The sequence below is a fragment of the Lysinibacillus sp. NPDC097231 genome (assembly GCF_044761885.1).
In the GTDB taxonomy this organism is placed as follows: Bacteria; Bacillota; Bacilli; order Bacillales_A; family Planococcaceae; genus Lysinibacillus.
Genome location: NZ_JBIWDH010000026.1, coordinates 44,046 through 66,111, shown reverse-complemented (window position 1 = coordinate 66,111; position 22,066 = coordinate 44,046). Strand labels below are relative to the sequence as shown.

At 38.2% G+C, this 22,066-nt stretch carries 21 protein-coding genes and 1 pseudogene; 10 read left to right on the top strand and 12 right to left on the bottom strand.

Translation table 11 applies throughout. The features are described 5' to 3' along the window. From ACIQXF_RS15710 to ACIQXF_RS15700, 3 genes and pseudogenes are all read left to right on the top strand, one after another. A pseudogene (locus ACIQXF_RS15710) lies at positions 1-288 on the top strand (RNA-guided endonuclease TnpB family protein); the annotation flags it as partial. Between the two features lie 145 nt (positions 289-433). Beyond that, positions 434-769, top strand: coding sequence for a CAP domain-containing protein (locus tag ACIQXF_RS15705; RefSeq protein WP_402784329.1), 336 nt, complete (start codon positions 434-436; stop codon positions 767-769). Positions 770-1,174: 405 nt separating this feature from the next. Next, complete coding sequence (locus tag ACIQXF_RS15700) at positions 1,175-2,359, top strand: CaiB/BaiF CoA transferase family protein (RefSeq protein ID WP_402784327.1); 1,185 nt, start codon at positions 1,175-1,177, stop codon at positions 2,357-2,359. Between the two features lie 50 nt (positions 2,360-2,409). On the opposite strand, the gene ACIQXF_RS15695 is transcribed toward ACIQXF_RS15700, so the two are convergent. The 5 genes from ACIQXF_RS15695 to ACIQXF_RS15675 form a co-directional block, all read right to left on the bottom strand. Further along, positions 2,410-3,888, bottom strand: a complete 1,479-nt coding sequence (locus ACIQXF_RS15695) for a hypothetical protein (protein WP_402784325.1) — start codon at positions 3,886-3,888, stop codon at positions 2,410-2,412. A gap of 350 nt (positions 3,889-4,238) precedes the next feature. Then, complete coding sequence (locus tag ACIQXF_RS15690) at positions 4,239-4,796, bottom strand: HPP family protein (RefSeq protein ID WP_402784323.1); 558 nt, start codon at positions 4,794-4,796, stop codon at positions 4,239-4,241. 391 nt (positions 4,797-5,187) lie between these two features. Then, on the bottom strand, positions 5,188-6,546 hold the full coding sequence (locus ACIQXF_RS15685) for an acetamidase/formamidase family protein (RefSeq protein WP_402784321.1): 1,359 nt from the start codon (positions 6,544-6,546) through the stop codon (positions 5,188-5,190). Between the two features lie 81 nt (positions 6,547-6,627). Then, a complete protein-coding gene (locus ACIQXF_RS15680; RefSeq protein WP_402784319.1) occupies positions 6,628-7,149 on the bottom strand; it encodes a PH domain-containing protein in 522 nt (173 codons plus the stop codon). Positions 7,150-7,296: 147 nt separating this feature from the next. Then, entirely contained in the window at positions 7,297-7,437 is a 141-nt protein-coding gene (locus ACIQXF_RS15675; protein ID WP_402784317.1) for a hypothetical protein, read from the bottom strand. A 284-nt stretch (positions 7,438-7,721) separates the two neighbouring features. Here ACIQXF_RS15675 and ACIQXF_RS15670 point away from each other — a divergent pair, with 284 nt between their 5' ends. Next, positions 7,722-8,444 carry a response regulator transcription factor gene (locus ACIQXF_RS15670; RefSeq protein WP_402784315.1) on the top strand — a complete coding sequence of 241 codons (723 nt, stop codon included), beginning with the start codon at positions 7,722-7,724 and terminating at the stop codon, positions 8,442-8,444. After that, on the top strand, positions 8,441-9,832 hold the full coding sequence (locus ACIQXF_RS15665) for a sensor histidine kinase (protein WP_402784313.1): 1,392 nt from the start codon (positions 8,441-8,443) through the stop codon (positions 9,830-9,832). The genes ACIQXF_RS15670 and ACIQXF_RS15665 overlap by 4 nt, the downstream gene beginning before the upstream one ends. 27 nt (positions 9,833-9,859) lie before the next feature. Here the strand turns inward: ACIQXF_RS15665 and ACIQXF_RS15660 are convergent, their stop codons facing one another. From ACIQXF_RS15660 to ACIQXF_RS15630, 7 genes are all read right to left on the bottom strand, one after another. After that, on the bottom strand, positions 9,860-10,222 hold the full coding sequence (locus tag ACIQXF_RS15660) for a YxeA family protein (RefSeq protein WP_402784311.1): 363 nt from the start codon (positions 10,220-10,222) through the stop codon (positions 9,860-9,862). Position 10,223: 1 nt separating this feature from the next. Then, positions 10,224-12,092, bottom strand: coding sequence for an FtsX-like permease family protein (locus ACIQXF_RS15655; protein ID WP_402784309.1), 1,869 nt, complete (start codon positions 12,090-12,092; stop codon positions 10,224-10,226). After that, a complete protein-coding gene (locus tag ACIQXF_RS15650) occupies positions 12,079-12,846 on the bottom strand; it encodes an ABC transporter ATP-binding protein (protein WP_402784307.1) in 768 nt (255 codons plus the stop codon). The genes ACIQXF_RS15655 and ACIQXF_RS15650 overlap by 14 nt, the downstream gene beginning before the upstream one ends. Before the next feature lie 209 nt (positions 12,847-13,055). Then, positions 13,056-13,529 (bottom strand): glutathione peroxidase, encoded by a 474-nt coding sequence (locus ACIQXF_RS15645; RefSeq protein WP_402784305.1) that lies wholly within the window; start codon positions 13,527-13,529, stop codon positions 13,056-13,058. Between the two features lie 14 nt (positions 13,530-13,543). Beyond that, positions 13,544-14,878, bottom strand: coding sequence for an FAD-dependent oxidoreductase (locus ACIQXF_RS15640; protein ID WP_402784303.1), 1,335 nt, complete (start codon positions 14,876-14,878; stop codon positions 13,544-13,546). Positions 14,879-14,891: 13 nt separating this feature from the next. Beyond that, complete coding sequence (locus tag ACIQXF_RS15635) at positions 14,892-16,037, bottom strand: VanZ family protein (RefSeq protein WP_402784302.1); 1,146 nt, start codon at positions 16,035-16,037, stop codon at positions 14,892-14,894. A gap of 499 nt (positions 16,038-16,536) precedes the next feature. Continuing rightward, positions 16,537-16,824 carry a DUF6509 family protein gene (locus ACIQXF_RS15630; RefSeq protein ID WP_402784300.1) on the bottom strand — a complete coding sequence of 96 codons (288 nt, stop codon included), beginning with the start codon at positions 16,822-16,824 and terminating at the stop codon, positions 16,537-16,539. Positions 16,825-16,994: 170 nt separating this feature from the next. Between ACIQXF_RS15630 and ACIQXF_RS15625 the strand changes: the two genes are divergently transcribed. The 5 genes from ACIQXF_RS15625 to tatC all read left to right on the top strand — a co-directional run bounded on the left by ACIQXF_RS15625 (position 16,995) and on the right by tatC (position 22,061). Continuing rightward, positions 16,995-18,179, top strand: a complete 1,185-nt coding sequence (locus ACIQXF_RS15625; RefSeq protein ID WP_402784298.1) for an alanyl-tRNA editing protein — start codon at positions 16,995-16,997, stop codon at positions 18,177-18,179. 297 nt (positions 18,180-18,476) lie between these two features. Further along, entirely contained in the window at positions 18,477-19,223 is a 747-nt protein-coding gene (locus ACIQXF_RS15620; protein WP_402784296.1) for a gluconate 2-dehydrogenase subunit 3 family protein, read from the top strand. 16 nt (positions 19,224-19,239) lie between these two features. Then, the gene (locus tag ACIQXF_RS15615; protein WP_402784294.1) at positions 19,240-20,952 is read left to right on the top strand and encodes a GMC family oxidoreductase; all 1,713 of its coding nucleotides are present in this window, start codon (positions 19,240-19,242) and stop codon (positions 20,950-20,952) included. A gap of 45 nt (positions 20,953-20,997) precedes the next feature. Then, a complete protein-coding gene (gene tatA / locus ACIQXF_RS15610; RefSeq protein ID WP_402784292.1) occupies positions 20,998-21,201 on the top strand; it encodes a twin-arginine translocase TatA/TatE family subunit in 204 nt (67 codons plus the stop codon). 11 nt (positions 21,202-21,212) lie between these two features. Further along, positions 21,213-22,061: a twin-arginine translocase subunit TatC gene (gene tatC, locus ACIQXF_RS15605; protein ID WP_402784290.1), complete on the top strand. Its 849-nt coding sequence runs from the start codon at positions 21,213-21,215 to the stop codon at positions 22,059-22,061. Positions 22,062-22,066: the final 5 nt, after the last annotated feature.

Sequence of the window (22,066 nt, the reverse complement as noted above, 5' to 3'; positions counted from 1 at the left end):
AACATCAGGCAGACGGCAAGAACAAGCCGTAAAAACGAAAAGAATCTGCACAACTGGTCATTCTATCGTCTTTCTCAATTCATTGAGTACAAAGCAAATCTAATGGGTATTAAAGTTGAATTTGTGAATCCTGCATATACCAGTCAAACATGCCCGAAATGTTCTGAAAAGAATAAGGCACAAGATAGAAAATATACGTGTAAATGTGGATTCGAAAAACATCGTGATTTAGTCGGTGCAATGAATATTCGACATGCACCTGTGATGGATGGTAAAAGTCAATCAGCCTATGATGCTAGATGCACTGTCTTAGGAGGGGTAATGAGATACCCTCATCTTGAAGGCTGTTCAAAACAGAAATGAACTGCGAACGCTTAGTCATTCAAGAATCCCACCCGTCACACCATAAAGTGTAGGGCTTGCGACTTTAGTCGTGGGAGTCTCAAAACCACTTATTTATGATAAAAAGTATAATCATATTGCTCGTCAGCATAGTAGTAACATGATTACACAACGCTTTTTTAGCCATAAGGATCATGTTGGCAATCATTCTAATAACAGGCTCACTGCAGGTGGTGTTAAATACTTCTGGTATGGTGAAAATATTGCCTGCGGTCAGTCCAATAGTATCTTTGCCCATGAAGCACTGATGAATTCGGAAGGACATCGTGCAAATATTTTAAGAAAAGAATTCACACATGTTTTTGTTGGTGTCAGCTTTCAAGATAATGGTGCTCCATATTATACAGTTAACTTCTATTCGCTTTAAGTAATTGAAATTTTTATCACATATTGATTTCGATTAGCAACTTTCCGTACAGTAAAAAATCTCTATGCATAATATAAACGCATAGAGATTTTTGTGTCTATAATGTGACGGAATTTTCGGATAAATGGTAATTGTTATCTGAAATTTGACAGGAAATCTATATTCGAAATTTTTTTACTTTTATTGTTATTCTGACATATAATTTTCTGACTATTTATTTTATAATGAAATTTAGCATAGTCAAGCAGTTAATCATTTTGTTATAATACTGATAAATTAAAATCGCACTGTATTAATACAGTATGGGATACACGCTTTTCACAAAATGGGGTTAATGAGAAAAGCGCTACTAAGCCTTCTCGAAATAGACGGCATTGTAGCCTACACAAAAAGGGGTTGGGAGATTTGGGTATTTTAAAGGGGTTAAAAATTCTCGATTTTTCTGCATTACTACCAGGACCAATGGCAACGATGATATTTGCTGATTTAGGCGCGGAGGTTATTCACGTTGAATCTTCAAAGCGCGTAGATTTAACGCGTATTATGCCTCCTTATGACGATGATCACGAGGCATATATACATCAACACTTAAATCGCTCTAAAAAGTCATTAACATTAAATTTAAAATCGCCTGAAGCTGTAGAAATTGTTAAGTCGCTCGTTAAAGAGTATGACGTCATTATCGAAGGATTTCGACCAGGGGTCATGCAGCGGCTTGGCATTGGCTATGAAGCACTCAAGGAAGTAAATCCGCAAGTTATTTATTGTGCAATTACAGGCTATGGACAAACTGGGCCATATAGCAATCGTCCAGGACATGACAATAACTATCTATCATTATCTGGGGTACTTGATTATTCACGCCATAAAGATAAAAAACCTGTCTCAATGGGTATTCAGCTAGCCGATATTGCAGGGGGCACAATGCATGCGGCAATTGGCGTACTTGCAGCTGCTTTACATCGTGAAAAAACAGGTGAGGGACAATACATCGATATTAGTATGACAGATGCTGTATTCTCGCTCAACGCTATGTATGGGTCTGCCTATATTGGGGGTGGCCGTGTCCCTCAGCCCGAGCAGGAGATTTTAAATGGCGGCAGCTATTATGATTTCTACAAAACAAAGGATGGCAGATTTTTCTCGGTAGGAAGTCTTGAGCCTCAATTCCGCAAGTTGCTATGTGAAGCACTTGATATTCCGGAGCTCATTGATAATACATTCAATGATTCATACTATACACAAATTCGTTTTAAAGAGGCCGTTCATGATGCGTTTTTATCAAAGACTTACAAAGAATGGCTTGAAGTGTTTAACGAGGATTTCGAGGGATGCGTGGAACCAGTTTTAACTTTTTCAGAAGCATGTGAGCACCCACAGCTAAAGGCTCGTAGCATGATTGTTGATATTCCAAAAAGCGATGGTACAATGCAAAAACAAATTGCTTCTGCTTTTAAGTTTGACGGTTCCAAAACGGAATACAAGCATGTAGGTGCAAAGCTTGGAGAACATAACGAAGAAGTGTTATCTTCCCTTGGCTATAGTGCTGAACAAATTGCTGACTTACAGGATAAAGGGGTTTTAGAATAATTCACGAAAGAGTGTCTAATGCTTTAAAACGCATTAGACACTTCTTTTGCTTATGAAACGTACGCACTTATAAATACTCGTAGTTTTTCAAAATGATCTTCAATGAGTAAATATTTTTTATAGATTTCCATTAATTTTTCAAAAAGCTCATACTGCTCGGTCACAAATAAAACCTTTAAAATATTTAACATGTGCATGGATGCACTTTGTGCTACAAAATAATAAGGCGCATCTGGTTGACGATAGTGTCGTCGCCATTCTTCTATAGACAGGCCGATATGCTGTAGTGAGTTATTAACAAGTAGAGCAATATCTTGCTGAACTGACGCCTCAATCGCGATAAATTGTTCATTACTATAGTTTTTTTGTACTAACGTTGCATGTATTTTTTTATTGGATGCTAATGCATTGTCCTTTAAAAGCTTTAGTCCCTCTTGATAACGACCTGTTCTTACATAATGATCAAGTAATACTGCATACAAATTTTCTAAAAAATTGAGATCATAATTTTTGATAATAGCTGGAGGTGTTGGCTTCCGATTCGGCAATAACTCCTTATATTCCAACAAAATCTCTATCGCGTAATTATTCAGTCGTTCATCTTCTAATAAATACTCACCATATTGAATAACAGTTTCATTATCCTTCTCTTGATGTGCGATATGAAACAGTAAATATGCAATTAGTACCTTTTCTTTCTCTGTTAATGCATACATCGAATAACGCCAATCTGCCTCAAAGGAAGTAATTAAAGCTTTTACACACCGATAATCCCCTTCTGCTAAACAATAATGCGTAACAATTTGGTAAAGATGTAACTGCTTTTTTTCCAAGCAAGTCGGATTATGGTTATCCACATAAGTTATGCACTTATCCAGAACCCCTCTATAATTATCCACAAAATTATCCACATGTGCATAAGTTTTTCTAGTAGATTTTTCGAAATGACTCAGCATTTCATGGATAAATGTGAATTGTTCTAAAGGTTTGTGGATAAACAGTGAATAAACTTTTTTCATGAACAGCCAGTGCCAAAATTGAGCATCTTCCTTATAAATCATATGCACAAAATATTCATTTTCAAATTTATATAAAAAAATAGTTTGTAGTTCGTTAACTGGCATCGCAATTTGCATGCGCTTCCCAAAAATTAGCCAGATTAATCGCTCTAAGTCCATTGTATGCTGTGCAAACAACTGTTCAAAAAAAGTCTCCTTGCCTTTTTGCGTATAAAAGAAAGCATTGAGACGATCATTTACATATTGAGTATCCAAACCGTGCTTATCAAAAAAAGTTTGCATATCTGGCGATACGCGACCCCAATATTTTCGTGCAGTTGAAAACGCAATATTCATCGCTGCTTCCTCATTCACTAAAAATAAATTTGGTGAAAGTGCAATACCGAGTATTTTTGGGTCTAACTGAACGTCACTCTCTGCCTCCAACCACTTTGAAAGTAATTTTTCAGCACCCTTTTCACCATTTTGTTTATATGTCATGAATAATTGCTCATCACAATTCAACAGCATGCTACTGGAGCCCCCCATCAAATTCAACCAACAAAGATCTTCCCCTATCATATCAATTTCGCCTTGGCGTAATTGCGTCTGGATTTTGAATTGTGCCTTCTGCTGAGTGAAGATAAAATTATTGCCTAACTTGTTTTAGCACTCTTTCTTCAATATAACAAATCTTATCCAACATATGCTAAAAAATTGTGATATACATCAAGCATAACGACAAAAAGTATTCGTGCAAAAACGACAATTTTAGCTACGACAGCATGAAAAAGCCATCTATAGAGGTAACGAATACCACCTCATAGATGGACTTAAAACACAAGCAACAGGGAAAGCACCCTAGTAGTTATTGATATTCTTCACCAAAACAAAGGATACTTCCGCGTTTCTCGCAAATTATTAATGACTAGTCCAAAGAATACAATAATGAGCGCACCAATTAAAACTGGCATAACTAAATAGCTCCACCCATAGCCACCTAAAATAATAATTATAGGGTTTGCTCCTGCTGGTGGATGAATGCTTCCTGAAAGAGCCATTAAAAAAATGGTTAGCCCTACGCCTAAGCTAATTGATATTATACTCGTTCCTAGCAGTGAATACATCGTCAAGCCGATGAATGCTGAAATGACATGTCCACCAATAATATTTCGGGGTTGAGACAATGGTGCATTCCAAACGACAAACACAAGTACACAGCTTCCACCAAGTGACGCCATTAGCCAAGGTGCCCCAGTATAATTCGTCAACCAAAGTAATACAAAAATACATATTAATCCACCGACTGCGCCTGTTATGGCATCAGCGATATTTGTTCTGGAGGGAGCATGCCCACCACCCTTCATCTTCAATATGTATGATTTAATCGGAGTTGTTGTTTTTTCTTCCTTTTCCTGCAAACGCACAAAATCTGCCATGAGTCACCATCTTTTCTATTCAATATTATGAAGAGTAGTATCTTTTATAGTCTAAGTTTGTTCTATTATATCAACTGATAAGTAGATTTCAATTTCGATTTGTACAATTTCGAACAAATTTAAACCCATCTAAACGTGGGGGTGCTTTTATTTCTGACAGGGGCTTTGTCCGCTTTCGCACAGTAAACATTTGTTGCTGTCGCTTCGCTTTCGCACAGTAAACATTTGCCGCTGTCGCTTCGCTTTTACGCAGAGCAAAGCTTCCTGGGGGCGTCCGATTTTCATCATAATATAATTCGCCCCAAGTACAGTAGGATTTTTCTTACATCACAAAGAAAGCAAACTATGAAATACTTCTAGTTTGCTTTCTTTTCGGGCTACTCTTTATACATTAATCATATTGTTTTTTCACAGGTTTATAAATTCTTGCTTTTTTCAGTACAGCCTTTGGTACTTGGAAGGTTGCTGTTACAACTCCTGGATGACGGCCAATTTCAATCGAACCTGTAATCGTCGCTCGATTCATAACCTCTGGCTCACTCATCTCAAAGAGTTTTGCAGCACGACTTAAAGCATTATTTGTTGCCTCATTTAATGACGTTCCAGAGCCAACAACTGATACAGGAAATGCTTCCTCCACCTGTTTAACGCCGAATTCCTCTGCAAGCTCACGAGCGCGACGTTTTTCTTCCTTTGTAAAAGGCTTCGCAGTATAAGGTAAATCTTCTGTATTCGGCAATAAAACAGGACCTTCCAATGCTGCTTTTTTCAATACACTAACTTGTAGTTGAACGATTCCAGCAACATCGGTTGTATGTCCTGCAATTTCACCGTCCCCTTGCATGGCGTGCATATCACCAATATATACACCACCGCCAGGAACCTTTACTGGGCAAATAATGGTTGCACCCTCGCGAACACGGCTTATATCCATATGCCCATCTGTACGATGTGTATCTAATTCTTGTTGTGTAAATGCATATTCATGCGGCGCCCCGATTAAAAACGAACCAAAATCACCAGCATTATGAGAATCTGGCATAGCCTTTGAAGGTGTTGTTCCAAGCTGCCCTAAAAACGGACGCATTCTTGCCATTACACCGATTAGGTCACTTGGTGCTAATGCTACCACAGGATTTTGTATAGAATTTTCAGGTGTACGCATATAATTTTTCGCATTAAGTGCAATACGGCGTGCCCCTTCTCGCCCAACAGTCACACCAATATTACCCTTATGATCTAAAGCCATAGTGTAACCGTTTGTCATTTTAAATGGTGCCGTTTCTGTATCACATGTCGCACAGCGAATTGCCTGTTGACCTATCCCTTTAACGATTGTACTTGGATGAAGCTTACCACAGCCGGGACATTTTACGGACACAAAAGGGTCACCGATAAAGCGATCTGTAATGACCTCATCATGTCCAGATGCTGTAGCTAATGATGTGACCTGTATTGATTTAATTTTAATGGCAATAGCGTCCCCTACCTCTGCCCCTTCTATAAATACAGGTTTTGTCACTTCATGTCCACCACGGATTGTTGGAGTAAGCATTGGGCCCCAGCATCCTGGCGTTGTATTAGCAATGATTGTCCCGCCATCTTTTACAGGCCCTAGCATTTTTTGCTGGGGATCTAAAATGCCATCTATGAACTCATTCACGAATAATGTTTCGACGGCTTGCGGTGGCTGTACAAAATCGTCACTTACCATTCCTTCTTTTTCTAGCACTTGCAATTCGTTTATCATTTTTCGTCACACTCCTAGTTCTGAATATATGTATAGTTATTTAAAAAATGCTCTCCACAAACTGTAGAGAGCTATATTTCTTTAATTGTTAATGTATAAATCAAAAACGTGTGAGAAGTCTTCTTTTTTGTATTTGTCCTTATGGTCAATCATCCAATTATTAGCAAAACGTGTAATTTCCTCGAATGACATTGATGGAGAAACATTATCATTGCCAATACGACCAAGGGATGAAGAAGCAATGTTTAAGCTTTTTTCAGCTACCTCTAGCTTGTAGGCATTTTGCTTTTGCTCATAGCTAATCGCATGCAACGCTTTATATAAATCTTTAATGTCATTAATAAAGCGTTTATGGATGTCGATTGATAGTGGCGTATTGTCGATTGTAAATTTAATTTCGACATCAAGGTCAATAGTTCCTGCTGTTTCGAGGAAAACATCCCTAACATTGTACATTGAGTATTCGTAACGACGAAGCAATCGTTTCTTGCTCATCGCACTTTCACCATCGACATGAATAATTGCACGATTTGTAAAGCAATACTCATCCGCTTTTGTTTTAATTAAAAAATAAATTTTCTCGTCAATTTCATGCAAGATCAATCAATTTCGCCTTGGCGTAATTGCGTCCGGATTTTGAATTGTGCTTGCACAATTCATTCCTTTGAAAATCCGTGACATCCGCCGGAGGCTTTATCTTCATTCAGTAGATGTTTGAACACCCACTGAAAAGGAATCAAAACCGTATATTCATCTCACCACCTTAGAGGTAGGAGTCTTTTGCTGAATGAAGATAAAATCATCTGCATCCGTTTTATCATAATCCTCACGTGGAACAACTACTCCAATATCTGATAATCCCAGAGCATCTGCTGCTATTTTTTTGAACATTGTCATGCCTCCTAACTTATGAATACTCTTTTTACGCTTTAGTGGCAGTAAAAGTTTCAATCACATTAATAAAAGGGCTTTGTGTTTTCATACCACAAAAACCTTAAAGACAATCTCATTTTTCTTAATCTCTACTGTTTGAGTATACCTTATCATCGTTTCACATTTATAATCCGCACATAATCGTAATTAAACAATAGGATGTATTGCCACTATTCTTCGTCTTCCTTGCCAGTTTCATTTATAATAATGACATAAATCAAAAATGGAAGGACGTGTGACCCATGCAAGAACCGACTATTTTAGTTGTAGATGATGAGGCTGATTTAGCCAATCTGCTAAAAGTCAGTCTACAAAAAGAGGGCTATAAGCAAATTCATACGGCTGGCACTATTCAAGAAGCATGGACGAGCTTTCAACAGACACAACCCGATATTGTACTACTTGATGTGATGCTTCCAGATGGTGAGGGCTACGATTTATGTCGACGCATTCGAGAAGTGTCGCTTGTACCAGTACTTTTCATGTCAGCGAAAAATGAGGAGATAGATAAAATTTTAGGGCTAGCTATTGGGGGAGACGATTATATTACAAAGCCCTTTAGCCCGAAAGAGGTTGCCTATCGTGTGAAGGCACAGCTACGCAGAGCTGGTTATCAATCACAGGAGACATCACCGAGTCCTTCCTTGAAAGCAATACAAGTTGGACCCTTCCTGTTAAATGGTGATGAAACGGAGGTACATAAGGACGGCGTTTTATTGGAGCTAACCGCGAAGGAAATCGGCTTGATGGCTTGCTTTATGCACAATCCTAATCGAATTTTAAGTAAAGAGACGTTGTTTGAGCTTGTTTGGGGCGAAGATTTTTTCGGCTCAGACAATACCGTTATGGTTCATATTCGACGTCTGCGTGAAAAGATAGAAAATGATGCATCAAAGCCTGTTTATATTACAACAGTAAAAGGACTTGGCTATAAATTTATTGTGCCAAAAGAGGAACAAGCATGAAATGGAAATTAACAGCTAGATTCCTTCTGTCTGTGCTGTCAATTGTTATTATTGTTATTTTCGTGAATACAGCCATATTAATTGGTTTTTTCATTTTTCAACAGGGAAATAATTACGATAATACAACCTCGTATTCAGAAGAAAACTTCGTGCGCGAGTTCCAACAGTATATTGATATAAGTGATGGGACGCCAGCAGTAAGCAAGGATGGACTTCAACAATTGCATCAGCGAAATGCTTGGATTCAATTACTTGATAATAATGGACAGGTTATTGATACCCATTTTGCTCCAGATAAAGCTCCTTCACACTATGCACCGATTGACTTAATCCAAGTTTATAAATACAAAGAATTTGATTTTGATACAACCGTGTATGTAGGAAGTAAAGAAAGTTTTAGTTATCTTATCGGGATCAAGGGAAGTGGCGTTACTAGATATGTCACTCATTTTTCTGGCTCATCAGTATTACAGTTTATTGGCAAGTTTGGTTTGCTCATTGTAATTGCTGATTTATTAGTAGCGGCACTCGTTGGCTGGCTTTTCGGTCGAACATTGACCAAGCCTCTACATGCAATGATTGAACGTATTCGTCATTTAAAGAATCATGAGCATGTGACCAGTAAAATGCCAGGTGGTGTGTACAAACCAGTTTTTGAGAATTTAAATGAGGTATCGAGAGAGCTTGCTGCACATGAGCAGGAACGTAAAAGATTAGAGATGATGCGCGAGGAATGGATCAGCAATGTCTCACACGATATGAAGACGCCTCTAGCTTCCATCCGCGGCTATGCGGAGCTTTTGAATGATGAGCAATTAACGAAGAGTGAACTAAGCGAGTACGCCCAAATAATCGAAAAGCAGTCATTGCATATGCAAGATTTACTAGATGATTTAAATTTAACGATGAGATTAAGGCATCAGCAGCTTCCTCTCACTTTAAACGAGGTAAACATGGTGCAATTTATTCGTGAAATTGTAATTGATACACTCAATACACCACAATATGAGCTAGCTAACATTGAATTTGATGCTACCTCAGAAAATATTAAACATCAAATTGACGAACATTTTATGCGTCGAGCAGTGGTGAATTTTTTACACAATGCATTGCTTCATAATCCCTCTGATGTGACAGTTAATGTTTTTGTTGATGATTATTCTATTACGATTTCTGATAACGGTAACGGCATTTCTGCTGAAGACCTTGAACATATTTTTGAGCGCTATTATCGAGGTACAAATACTGAGCAAACACATGGTACTGGTTTAGGTACTGCTATTGCTAGAGATATTATTGAAGCGCACGGAGGAACTGTAACGATTACCTCTGAAGAACAACAAGGTACTATTGTCAGCATTCAATTACAAGATGAAGAAAAGGAGTAGCCCTATACTACGGACTACTCCTTCTCCTTATTTCTTCATTAGCTCTTGTACTTTTGTAGGTAGCTCATGGAATTTTACTTCATCATATGATGTAACTTCCGATTCTTTTTTTACATAAAGCTTCAAATATGCATCGTGACGTAAATTTTTCTGAGCTGAAAACTTTAATGTTTGCTCTTCACCTTTTTTATCATAAGCAGGTAGCTCGTACCAATATGATTTCCGTATTTCCCCGTTACTTCCCTTGAATTCCTCTACTTCACCATCAGTAGTGATATGAACATAGTATGCTTCTTTATTTAAACGGTTAAAATCTACGGTCATCAGAACAACAAGACCTGCTACGAACAATAAGAACAATGCTCCTATACCTAAGAAAACCTTTTTCATATTAATTCTCCTGTCTAACAATTTTATAGAATGAACGAACTGTAAAGATATAATATATGCCGTAAATTGCTGAATAAGCAATCATCCACAGTATTACTGGTTTAGTTATATCCATACTAAATAGCCGTGAAAAGGCTAGCAGCGCAAATGCACTATGTGCAATCCCAACAACGAGTGGTGCACTAAAGATAACTGCAACCTGCCCTGCAACTGTTTTTAAAATTTGTTTTTTGTTAACACCGATTTTATTTAAAATTGCATATTTAGACTTATCTTCCTCTGCCTCTGTTAAAATTTTAAAGTAAATAATGCTTCCTGTCGCTGCTAAAAATACTAATCCTAAAAAGCTTCCTACAAACAATAGTGATCCCACAGTAGCTAAACTATCCTCATAACTTTGCGGAACACTTGAAAACCCTTCCTGTTGTTCTGTAGATAGATGATTGTATATCTCCTTTGAAATGGCTTGTTGTTTCAAGTCATTGTCCATACCCACAACCTGCATTTTAATATCTTCTGCATTTGTTGCCGCGAACTCTTTATCATTAACAACGAGAACTGTACCAGCTGGCAAAAAGTTTAATACGCTCTCCGTATACATCTTATCAACATGGAATGATTCCCCGTTCTCCAATTTAAACTCTTCACCCGTAAAATCATGTGAAAAACGTTCATCGAAACTTGCATCAAGTAAAACTGTTGAACCATCTGCAATGTGCAGTTCTTTATCTTTCCCCTGCAATTTTGCTAAATGATTATAGTCGGATTCCTTTAATAATGTATATTCAAAAAACGAAAATTCATTATCAACACGTAAATTTTTCACAGAAAGCGATTCATTGTATAATACATCTTCTTGAGAAAATTGTACTGTATCGCCCTTCCACATAAATGTGTTTGGTAGCATTTGACGTACAGATGCTTCTGAATTGTAGTACATTCCAAACACGCCGCCACCTGCTGTAATTGTTGTCGCACTTAAAATAGCGATGATAGAAAGTGATTTAGCATTTGCTCGAATGCGATACAATAATTGTGACACACCAATTAAATTTAAGCCCTTCCATGACCACGCTGTTGCTTTCTTCAGTGCTGTTAACACAAATACGCTAACACTATGGAATAATAAATATGTCCCTGCAATTGTCACACCTATAACCATTAATGGAGTACCTAGTACTGTGAAGAATCTCCAAATTTTACTCGTAAAGATATCTGAAGACGCTGTATAGTAACCAAATGCAATTAGCGCTGCCCCAAGAATAGCTGCTAATAATGATGCGCGTGGGATTTTCTCTCCTTGCTTCTCAGCATGGAACAGGTCAATCAATTTAAATTGATAAATGACACGATAGCCCTGTAAGGATGTGAATAAAAATAATAGCGCAAAAATCCCAGTTGTATTTATTAGTGCTTCAGATGAAAATGTTAAATTTCCAACAACCTCATAGCCCATCAAACGTACTAAAATCATTATTAACCCTTGTGACATAAAGAATCCAAGAACAATTCCTAGTACTAGAGAGACAAGGCCGATCACTAAATTCTCAAAAAAGAGCATTAAGCCAATTTTCTGCTTACGCACGCCTAATAGCGAGTAAAGTGCTACTTCCTTTTTCCGTTTCTTCATAAAAAACGAATTGGAATACGCCATAAAGATGACGATAAAGAACAATAGCACAACAGATGATGCACTCATCAATCCTTTAATTTGCTGTGAAAATTGCTTTAATGATGAGAGATCATCATTATATTTCAATGTCACAAATGTAAAGTAGATGACGATACTAAAGACCATCGAGGCGATATATAAAAAGTAATTCGACAAATTGCGCTGAATATTTTTACGCGCTAAACTAAATAACGTCATTTACTCCACCTCCGATGCCAGCAAGCACCTGTAAAATCTCTTGGAAGAACTGCTTCCTTGTTTGTGTACCTCGATGAATTTCCTTAGAAAGCTGTCCATCCTGAATGAATAGAATGCGCTGGCAGAAGCTCGCAGCAAATGCATCATGTGTAACCATCATAATAGTGGCAGCCTGAGATTGATTTAGATCACTTAAACTTTCAAGTAAGTCTGTTGCTGATTTTGAATCAAGAGCACCAGTCGGCTCATCAGCAAAAATTAACTTAGGCTCTGTTACTAACGCACGTGATGACGCTGTACGTTGCTTTTGACCACCTGAAATTTGATACGGATACTTATCGAGCAACTCTTTTATTCCAAACAGTGTAGCTATGCGTTCTACCCTTGCGTTTATAGCCTTTGTTGGCACCTTTGCAATAGCGAGCGGTAGTACGATATTTTCACGAACTGTTAAAGAATCGAGTAAATTATAGTCTTGGAAGATAAACCCTAGATTATCACGACGAAAATCAGCTAACTCTGCATCCTTCATGCGTGCTAAGTTTGTATCACCAATAACGATTTCACCAGTCGTTGGTGTATCAATTGTAGCTAACACATTTAGTAGCGTCGATTTCCCAGCCCCTGAAGGTCCCATTACACCAACAAATTCTCCTTTTTCTACTTCAAATGATATATTCGATAGCGCTGTAAATGTATTTGCGCCCTTGCCGTAAGTTTTTTCTACATTTTGTACCTTTAATAATGGCGTCATAAACGCTCACCTCTTCTTTCTGACTTTAGTATACGACCTCAAACTTACAGCAAATTTGTCGCAAGCTTACAACAACCTTAAATCATGGGCAATTTATCGAGAAATTTTCGCACTTTCTCGAAACTTTTATGTGTTTTATCGAAAAACTTTCGCGTTTTATCGACCAAAAAGGATTCACACACAAACTGTGCGTGAATCCTTCAACTTTATTATGCTAATACTTTTTTAATATCATTCTCAAAACTACTTGGCTTATCAGCTGAACCATAGCGTCCAACAACCTCACCATTACGATTCACAAGAAATTTTGTGAAATTCCACTTTACACTATTGCCGAGAAAACCTTTTGAATGAGATGTTAAATATTCAAAAATAGGGTGTGCATCCTTACCATTAACCTTCACCATCTGATGCATAGGGAATGTCACTCCATATGTCAAACGACATTGGGACGCCGCTTCCTCAGCAGTCGCTACCTCTTGCTTAAACTGATTTGATGGGAAACCTAGAACAACAAGACCTTCATCCTGATAGTTCTTATATAAACCCTCTAATTCTTCAAACTGCGGTGTAAAGCCACATTTTGAAGCAGTATTGACAATTAATATTGCCATACCCTTATAACGATTTAAACTATATTCAGTACCATCTTCTAAAGCAACCTGAATGTCGTAGATGCTCATTTTGTCTCCCCCATTTATAAACGTCCATTTTTTCTTGCAATTTGCTGTAGCGGGTCCCATACGCCATTAAAAGGTGGGGCATAAGCTAAATCTAAATCTAGTAAATCTGGTAACGTCATTTTATTGTATAGGGCTGTCGCAAAAACATCGATACGCTTATCAACACCAGCAGGGCCAACAATTTGTGCGCCTAATAGCTGCTGATCCCGCTTACGAACCACAATTTTAATAAACATCCGTTGAGCTCCTGGATAATAACCCGCAATATGACGGGCAGACAATTTAAATGCCTCAAATTCAAAACCTAGCTCTTTTGCTTTTCGCTCATTTATACCTGTCGTAGCGATGGTTAAATTAAAAAACTTTAAAATAGACGTACCAACTATGCCACGAAACGGTGCAAATTTACCTGACATATTGAGTCCCGCTAAACGACCTTGCTTATTAGCAGTCGTCCCAAGTGGTACATAGTCTAAGCGTTCTTTTACAATATTAAAATGCGTTGCACAATCTCCAGCGGCATAAATATTTTCGATAGATGTCTCTAAATGCCGGTTGACGATAACTGCGCCGTTTTTAGCCAGTGCTATGCCTGTCCCCTCTAAAAATTGTGTATTTGGTTTAATGCCTACAGCCAAAATGACTAAATCTGCCTCCAATTCACCATTATCCGTAATCACACGCTCAACTCGTTGACTGCCCTCAAACGCTTCTACTTTTGTATTTAACAAAAGCTCAATGTCGTTCTTTTTGGCTTCCTCATGAACATGTTGTGAAAGCTCTTCATCTAGAACTCTTGCAAGATAGCTACCTCGTTGAATCAATCTTACTTTTTTACCGCAAGCATGAATTGTCTCGGTCATTTCTAGCCCAATATAGCCGCCACCTATAATGGTTACTCTCTCTATGTCTGACGTTAAATCGGCTAGTAAATCCTCTAGCTGCGGTATCGTTTTCACCATGTGTATTCCTGCTAAATCAGCACCTTTTTTCACCGGCATAATAGGATCTGCGCCAGTTGCAATAAGAAGCTTATCATAGGGAATTTCAAATGGTTCTCCAGAGGCCTGTGTTCCTAAAACAAGCTGCTTATCTACATCAATTCTGTTAACTTCATGACCAACACGTGCATCAATGCCGTACTTATCTCGAAATGTTTCTACATCTCTTGCAATGAGACGCTTTGTCGATGAAATACGTCCATCTACAACATAAGGCAAGCCACACTGCCCATATGAATAAATAAATCCACGTTCTACAGTTGTAATCTCTGCTCCTGGTACATTTCGATATATTTCCATTGCTGCTGACATTCCGGCAGCATCTCCCCCGATAATTACGTACTTCATCCAACAATCCCCCTTATTTTTTTCTCGTTGCTATTAATCCTGCATAATGGTCCATATATAAACGGTGTCTGCCTCCACTGACAATGACACGTATTACATGAATAGCTATAACCATCATTAAAACAAGGTTTGCTATAAAGGCTAGCAAAGTAATGACAATTTGCAGTACATAAAATGGTGAATCCATATCTAATTGAATATGACCTATAGTTGTTATTATCTCCGAAGTACATACTACCACGAGAATGGCAACACAACGGCGCCAAGATTGTTTTACAATACTTTTGCCGTTTTCACTTACCATCGTAAATCGCATAACCTTCATCCCTAACGTTGCGCCACTTGTTAAATTAGGAACAACACCAAATAGCAACATATACAAGGAAATCCTCACCAAAAATTCAAAAATACCACTATAGCCTGTTACAGCACCTATGATGAACAAAATGAAATGTGAGATAAATAAATCTATTGCTAGTGCTAATAAAATAGATAATGGCTTGACGATATCTTTTTTGGCCATTTCTGCTGCTTTAGCCGCCACTTCTTCATGAGAAGGAAACAGCGCCCACACAACAGGTGCTAAAAAGAAACCTAATAATGCCCCAACACTGTTAAGCATTAAATCATCTACGTCAAAAATTCGATACGCACAATTAAAGATGCCATAAATCCCTGTAAATTGGGTTACCTCATAAAATAATGTTAGCAAAAAGCTAAGTAGAAATGCACGCTTCCAGTACTCTCTTTTTTTAAGAAAATAACATAAGTATACGCCAAATGGCATGAGCAGTAAGAAATTATAAAACGCCTGGTAAAAAGCAGGCTGTTTTGTGATATAAAGCCATGTTGATGGATCCGTAAGAACAATCCCACTATTCTTTAAAATATCAACGACAAATTGAAAAGGATGCAAATTATAATGGACTGTATCTGAGGCTTGTAGAGAACAAGTATCACGTGTTTCTGGGAAAGGTAGTAAAACTAAGCATAGTGCCGATAAAAAGTAAAAAATAAATGACCACATAATAATGGTTTTGGATACAGATAAGTAGCCATATTTCCGATACGTATAAATAAGCCAAGGTACAAATAGTAAGAATGATAAAACTATTGTTATTAAGAAAGCTACCATAATAGGTTGTGTATAAATTGACATAAAAGCACCTCTTCGTTTAAAATCCCCGTTTTTTTTTATCTAAAACCTATTATAGCCCTTAAACACAACACTAATATTTCACCCATCTTACATAATTCTTAAATCAATTTCGCCTTGGCGTAATTGCGTCCGGATTTTGAGTTGTGCCGGCACAAATCAAAATCCGTGACATCCGCCGGGGGCTTTGGGCCAACGTGATGTTGGTCACTTAGTCGTGTGTTGCTGTCGCTTCGCTTTCGCACAGATAAATTGCCACAGGACGTGGCGTTCTTAGACTGAGTTCCTCTATTTCAGCAGGGATTTGGACACCTACTGAAAAGGAATCAAAACCGCATTCATCTCACCACCTGCAGAAGTAGGAGTCTTCTGTATCTACCACTACGCTTTCGATACAAAAAACATTTGTTGCTGTCGCTTCGCTTTCGCACAGTAAAGATTGCTGAATGAAGAAAAAAACAGGTAAAGAATTTTTCCTTTACCTGCTCCATTCAAGGGCATATTATACTTTTGCAATTTCCTCTTTGCAGAATGTTAGTATTTCCTCTAGTTCATCATCCTCTAACGCAAAATCTAAATACTCACCCTCTGCTTTTTCCATGACAAAGTAATTTAAGATAAAAGGTTCTTCTCCTTTTTCAGCAATTAGAACACGAATCTCAATTCCTACTTCATGATAAAGCTCATCTTCTTCATCAATATCAACATCTAAAATAAATTCATAACGCTTACCTTCAATAATGTTTGTTGGGTCTAAAATTTCTTCCATTGAGAATTGTGTAATTTCCATTGTACTAGCTCCTTTATATTTACCTGTTCTTTTATATATTAAATCAAATTCATCATGGGTCAACTAGAAACCCCGTATACACCTATAAGTAATTATGCCACAATGAAATGGAACTATTGAGAGACATGCTTCTCTTAAGGATACTCTACATAAAAGGAGGCTTTTTTTTCTTGAAAGAGCTACTATATTACCAAGACGTAATGTTGCGTGAATTTACAGCAGCGGTTGAAAATAAAGGAACTGACGAAAATGGCCGTAACTACGTGGTGCTATCAAACACTGCATTTTATCCAACAGGAGGAGGACAACCTCATGACACTGGTACTTTAAATGATATCGAGGTCATTGATGTTGAAAAAATTAATGATGAAATTCGTCATTATATTCAAGGCGACTCTTTAACTTTGGTTGGAGAAGTGCATGGACAATTGAATTGGCAACGCCGTTTTGATCATATGCAACAGCATGCAGGGCAACATATTTTAACGGCTACTTTTGTCGAGCTTTTCGATGCACAAATTGTTAGCTTCCACTTGGGTAGTGAGCAGGTCACAATTGATATTGCCGTGAACGCTCTAACAGAAGAACAGCTTGTAGCGGCGGAAGCCCGTGCCAATGAGATTATTTTAGAGAATCGCCCAATTGAAACGAAGTGGATTACTGAAAAAGAACTTGAGAACTATAGATTACGTAAAGATGTAGCTGTTACAGGAGATATCCGACTAGTTATTATTCCTGATTTTGATTACAACGGTTGTGGCGGGACCCATCCGACATCCACAGGACAAGTCAGCGCGATAAAAATACTTGGTATGGAAAAAATGAAGGGCAATATTCGTGTCTCCTTTGTCTGTGGACAACGCGTATTAGCAGAGCTTGCCATGCGAAAAAAAGTATTAGCTGATGTTGCAAAACAACTAAGCGTACCTGAAGCAGAAGCGGCTACAGCTCTTGCCAAAATCTTAACTACACAGAGAAATACAGAAAAAGCGCTTGCTGCTGCGAAAGAAGAACTGCTACAGTTTGAAGCAAAAGCACTCATTTCTAGTAACGAACGAATTATTTCTGCCGCCTTTCTTCACCGCACTATGCAAGAGCTTCAAAAATTAGCTCGAATTATTGTCGCGGAGCAGACAGACACTATCGTACTACTTGTTTCAGAAACTGAAGACAAGCTACAATTTGTCGCAGCACGTGGGGCTAAAGTAGAAAGAAGTATGAAAGACATTACTGCAAAAACATTACCACTGATCAATGGAAAAGGTGGCGGCAATGATCAAATGGTACAAGGCGGCGGTGAGTGCATTATCTCTAAAGAACAGCTACTTGAGGCTGTACAAGAAATACTTAGCTAATCGATCATTAACATAAAGTAGGAGCTGTCCAATAATTGGACAGCTCCCATTTTCATTTATAGTTTAATTTTTTGGATGGCTTCGTATAAACTCCGTATTAACTAATATCTTTGATCCACATATTCTTCCCCTCGTTTTAGTGTTTTCCGCCCTTCATCTTAGTACCCATATTTCGAAATACATTCCTACACTGGATGAAATTAAATTTTTTTCCATAGGCATTTGATTATAATTTACTTTTTTTGCTGATTATAAAAAATAGGATAGTTTTTATACCATTTTGTGGGGAGGATTTCTATGAGTACAGAAAAGAATGTCTCACGTCGCGATTTTTTAAAAACCACAGGGATCGCTGCAGGAACATTAGTTGGCGGCGGAATAATAGGAGGTCTAGTAGGCTATAACATACCTGGTAGAGGAACTACCACACTAGAACATGGTCAGCACGGAACTGCTACTGAAGTTACCGGATCTCCAAAAGCTAAAATGTTTTTTATGAATCAAAGAGATTTTAATATTTTAGCAAATGCTACTGAACGTATTTTTCCTGAAGATGATTTAGGGCCAGGTGCAAAGGGCTTGGATGTACCTTATTTTATTGACCAACAGCTAGCAGGGCAATACGGTAGTAATTCTAAAGAATATATGCATGGACCATTTGCTGAAGGTGCTCCAACACAGGGATATCAGAGTCGCTTAACACGTGCAGAAATTTTCAAACAAGGCGTTAGAATGTTGGAGTCGGAAGCACAGAATCGCTATAAAAAGAGCTTTAATGATATAGATGGTAAGCAAATGGATGAAATTTTAACTGCCTTCCAGAAAGGTGAAGTACAAATGAGTGGTGTAACGTCTGCATTCTTCTTTACATTATTACGTGCAGCTACTTTAGAGGGCGCTTACTCTGATCCTATATATGGTGGAAATCGCAATATGGATGGTTGGCGAATGAAGGGCTTTCCTGGTCACCAAATGGCGTATATTACGCAAATCGAAGATCCAAAGTTCCAAAAAATTGAGCCTAATTCATTAGGTAGCCACTAATTCAAGGAGGTAGAAAATGGTACAAACATTACCAGGAGTAGACGTTGTAACGGTCGGAGTCGGTTGGACTGGCGGCATTGTTGCTGCAGAGTGCTCGAAGGCCGGATTAAAAGTCGTTGGTTTAGAGCGTGGTCAAAAACGTGGAACAGAAGATTATCAGACTATCCATGACGAGTATCGTTATGCAATTCGTTATGATTTAATGCAAAATCTATCAAAGGAAACTGTGAGCTTTCGCAATAATCGTAACATGAAAGCATTACCTATGCGTCAGCTTGGCTCATTTTTACTTGGAGAGGGGCTTGGTGGTTCCGGTACACACTGGAACGGTATGACATATCGCTTCTTGCCCTATGATTTTCAAATTAAAACGCTAACAGACAAACGGTATGGTCCGAATAAACTTGGACCTGATTATTTATTACAGGATTGGGGATTAACGTACGATGAACTCGAGCCTTATTTCGACAAGTTCGAAAAAACGGCCGGTATTTCTGGAGATGATAGAAATCCATTTAGCGGCAAACGTTCAAACCCCTATCCAACAGGGCCAATGAAAATGACACCAATGCTTCAGCAATTTGAAGAGGCTACTAAAAAATTGAAATTGACGCCTTTCATGGTACCTTCTGCAAACGTATCAGAAGCTTATAAGAACCCTGATGGTGAAACGATTAACGCTTGTCAATATTGTGGCTTCTGTGAGCGCTTCGGTTGTGAATACGGCGCCAAATCATCTGCAGAGGTTACTGTTGTTCCTACTGCATTAAAAACAGGTAATTTTGACTTACGCTATAATTCCAATGTTGTTGAAATCTTAAAGAAAGGCAATAAAGTAACTGGTGTCCGATACATCGATACAATATCTGGTGAAGAATTTATTCAACCTGCAAACGCCGTTGTACTTACTAGTTATGTCTTTAATAATGCCAAACTATTAATGGTCTCTAACATTGGGGAGCGATATGATCCAGCTACTGGAAAAGGCACACTTGGAAGAAACTATTGCTACCAAATACTACCTGGGGCAACAGGATTTTTTGATGAGCAATATAACACATTTATGGGTGCAGGTTCACTCGGTATGAGTATAGATGACTATAATGGCGATAATTTCGATCATAGTGACTTAGATTTTATTCACGGTGGAAATATAGCTCTCACACAAACAGGTGCGCGCCCTATCGGCTCGAACCCAACACCCCCTGATACGCCAGCATGGGGGCCAGAGTTTAAGAAGCAATCTATTCATTACTATACACGCTCATTCGGGATTGGTGCACAGGGTGCTTCAATGCCCCATAAAGAAAATTATTTGTCTCTTGATTCTACGTATAAGGATGCTTACGGCTTACCTCTAATACAGTTAACGTACAACTTTACAAATCAGGATCGCGCGCTTCATAAATATATTTCGGCACGCGCGGCTGACATAATGAAAGAGATGGGCGCCAAGATCGTTGTGCCAAATGCAGAAATCACTGATTACAATATTGTGCCGTATCAAACGACACACAATACAGGCGGAACCGTAATGAGCTTAAAGCCTGAGAATGGCGTAGTCAATAACTACCTGCAGCATTGGAATGTAGAAAATCTTTTTGCTGTGAGTGCTGGAAACTTCGCGCACAATAGTGGTTATAATCCAACAGGTACTTTAGGAGCACTAGCCTACCGCTGCGCAGAAGGTGTTGTGAAATATAGCAAATCAGGCGGTTCTTTAGTGTAAAAGCAATCGTTTTGTTTAGACATCTTTTGAAAAGGAGGCAAGACTATGGGAGGTCTTGGAGCAATTGGAGTACCAGGATTAATCATCATTTTAGTGATTGTCTTAATCGTGTTTGGTCCAAAAAAATTACCAGAAATCGGCGGTGCAGTGGGTAAAACTTTTGCAGAGTTTAAAAAGTCCACTAAGGGGCTTATCGAGGACGATGATGATTCAGAGAAAAAAGTCGAAAAAAAATCTGATGCTTCGTAGGAGGTGTTCCTATGGATCCATATGAAGATGGAAAAAAGAAATATTTAAGTCCGCTTGATAAGAAAGAAGCTGAGCCTCTCACACCAGTGGAGGCTTTTGTTGAAGTTCCAATGGCAGCATTTGAACAGGATATTGTAGCAGATGAGCCGCTTTTTCCTATAGCATCGTCGCTTGAACATATTATAGAATTACGAAAACAAATTATTAAAGGGCTATTTGTCTTTATTTTATTTTTTATTATCGTATTCTCTACCATTAATATTTGGTTCCCTTATGTAACACGAGGACATTCACTCATTATTTTAGGACCGTTAGAGGTAGTCAAGTTTTACATGACAATTTCCACTACACTGGCTTTCGGACTTTCCATGCCATTTCTAGTTCATTTTTTATGGAACTTTGTAAAACCAGGTTTAAAGGAAGAAGAAAGTCGTTTTCTTGGTCTCTATGCACCTGTCATGCTCGTACTCTTTTTATTGGGTGTAGCATTCGGTTACTTTATTGTTAATCCACTCAGCTACTCTTTTTTAGTAGGCATAGGAGCGACTAACTTTGATGTTATGGTATCAGCAAGTGAATATATGCACTTTTTAGTTATGACCACTGTACCACTCGGACTACTCTTTGAGTTACCAATCGTAGCCCTCTTTTTATCGTCTATTGGCGTTCTAACTGCTGAAGCTATGAAAAAAATACGAGGCTGGTCTTATATCGTGATGGGAGTTGGCTCTGCCTTAATTACACCACCAGATTTTATTAGTCAGCTACTCGTATTAATTCCAATGATTATTTTATATGAAATAAGCATTTATCTTGTGAAACATATTGAACGTAAACAAATAGAAAGCACTGCGCAGTAAAAACG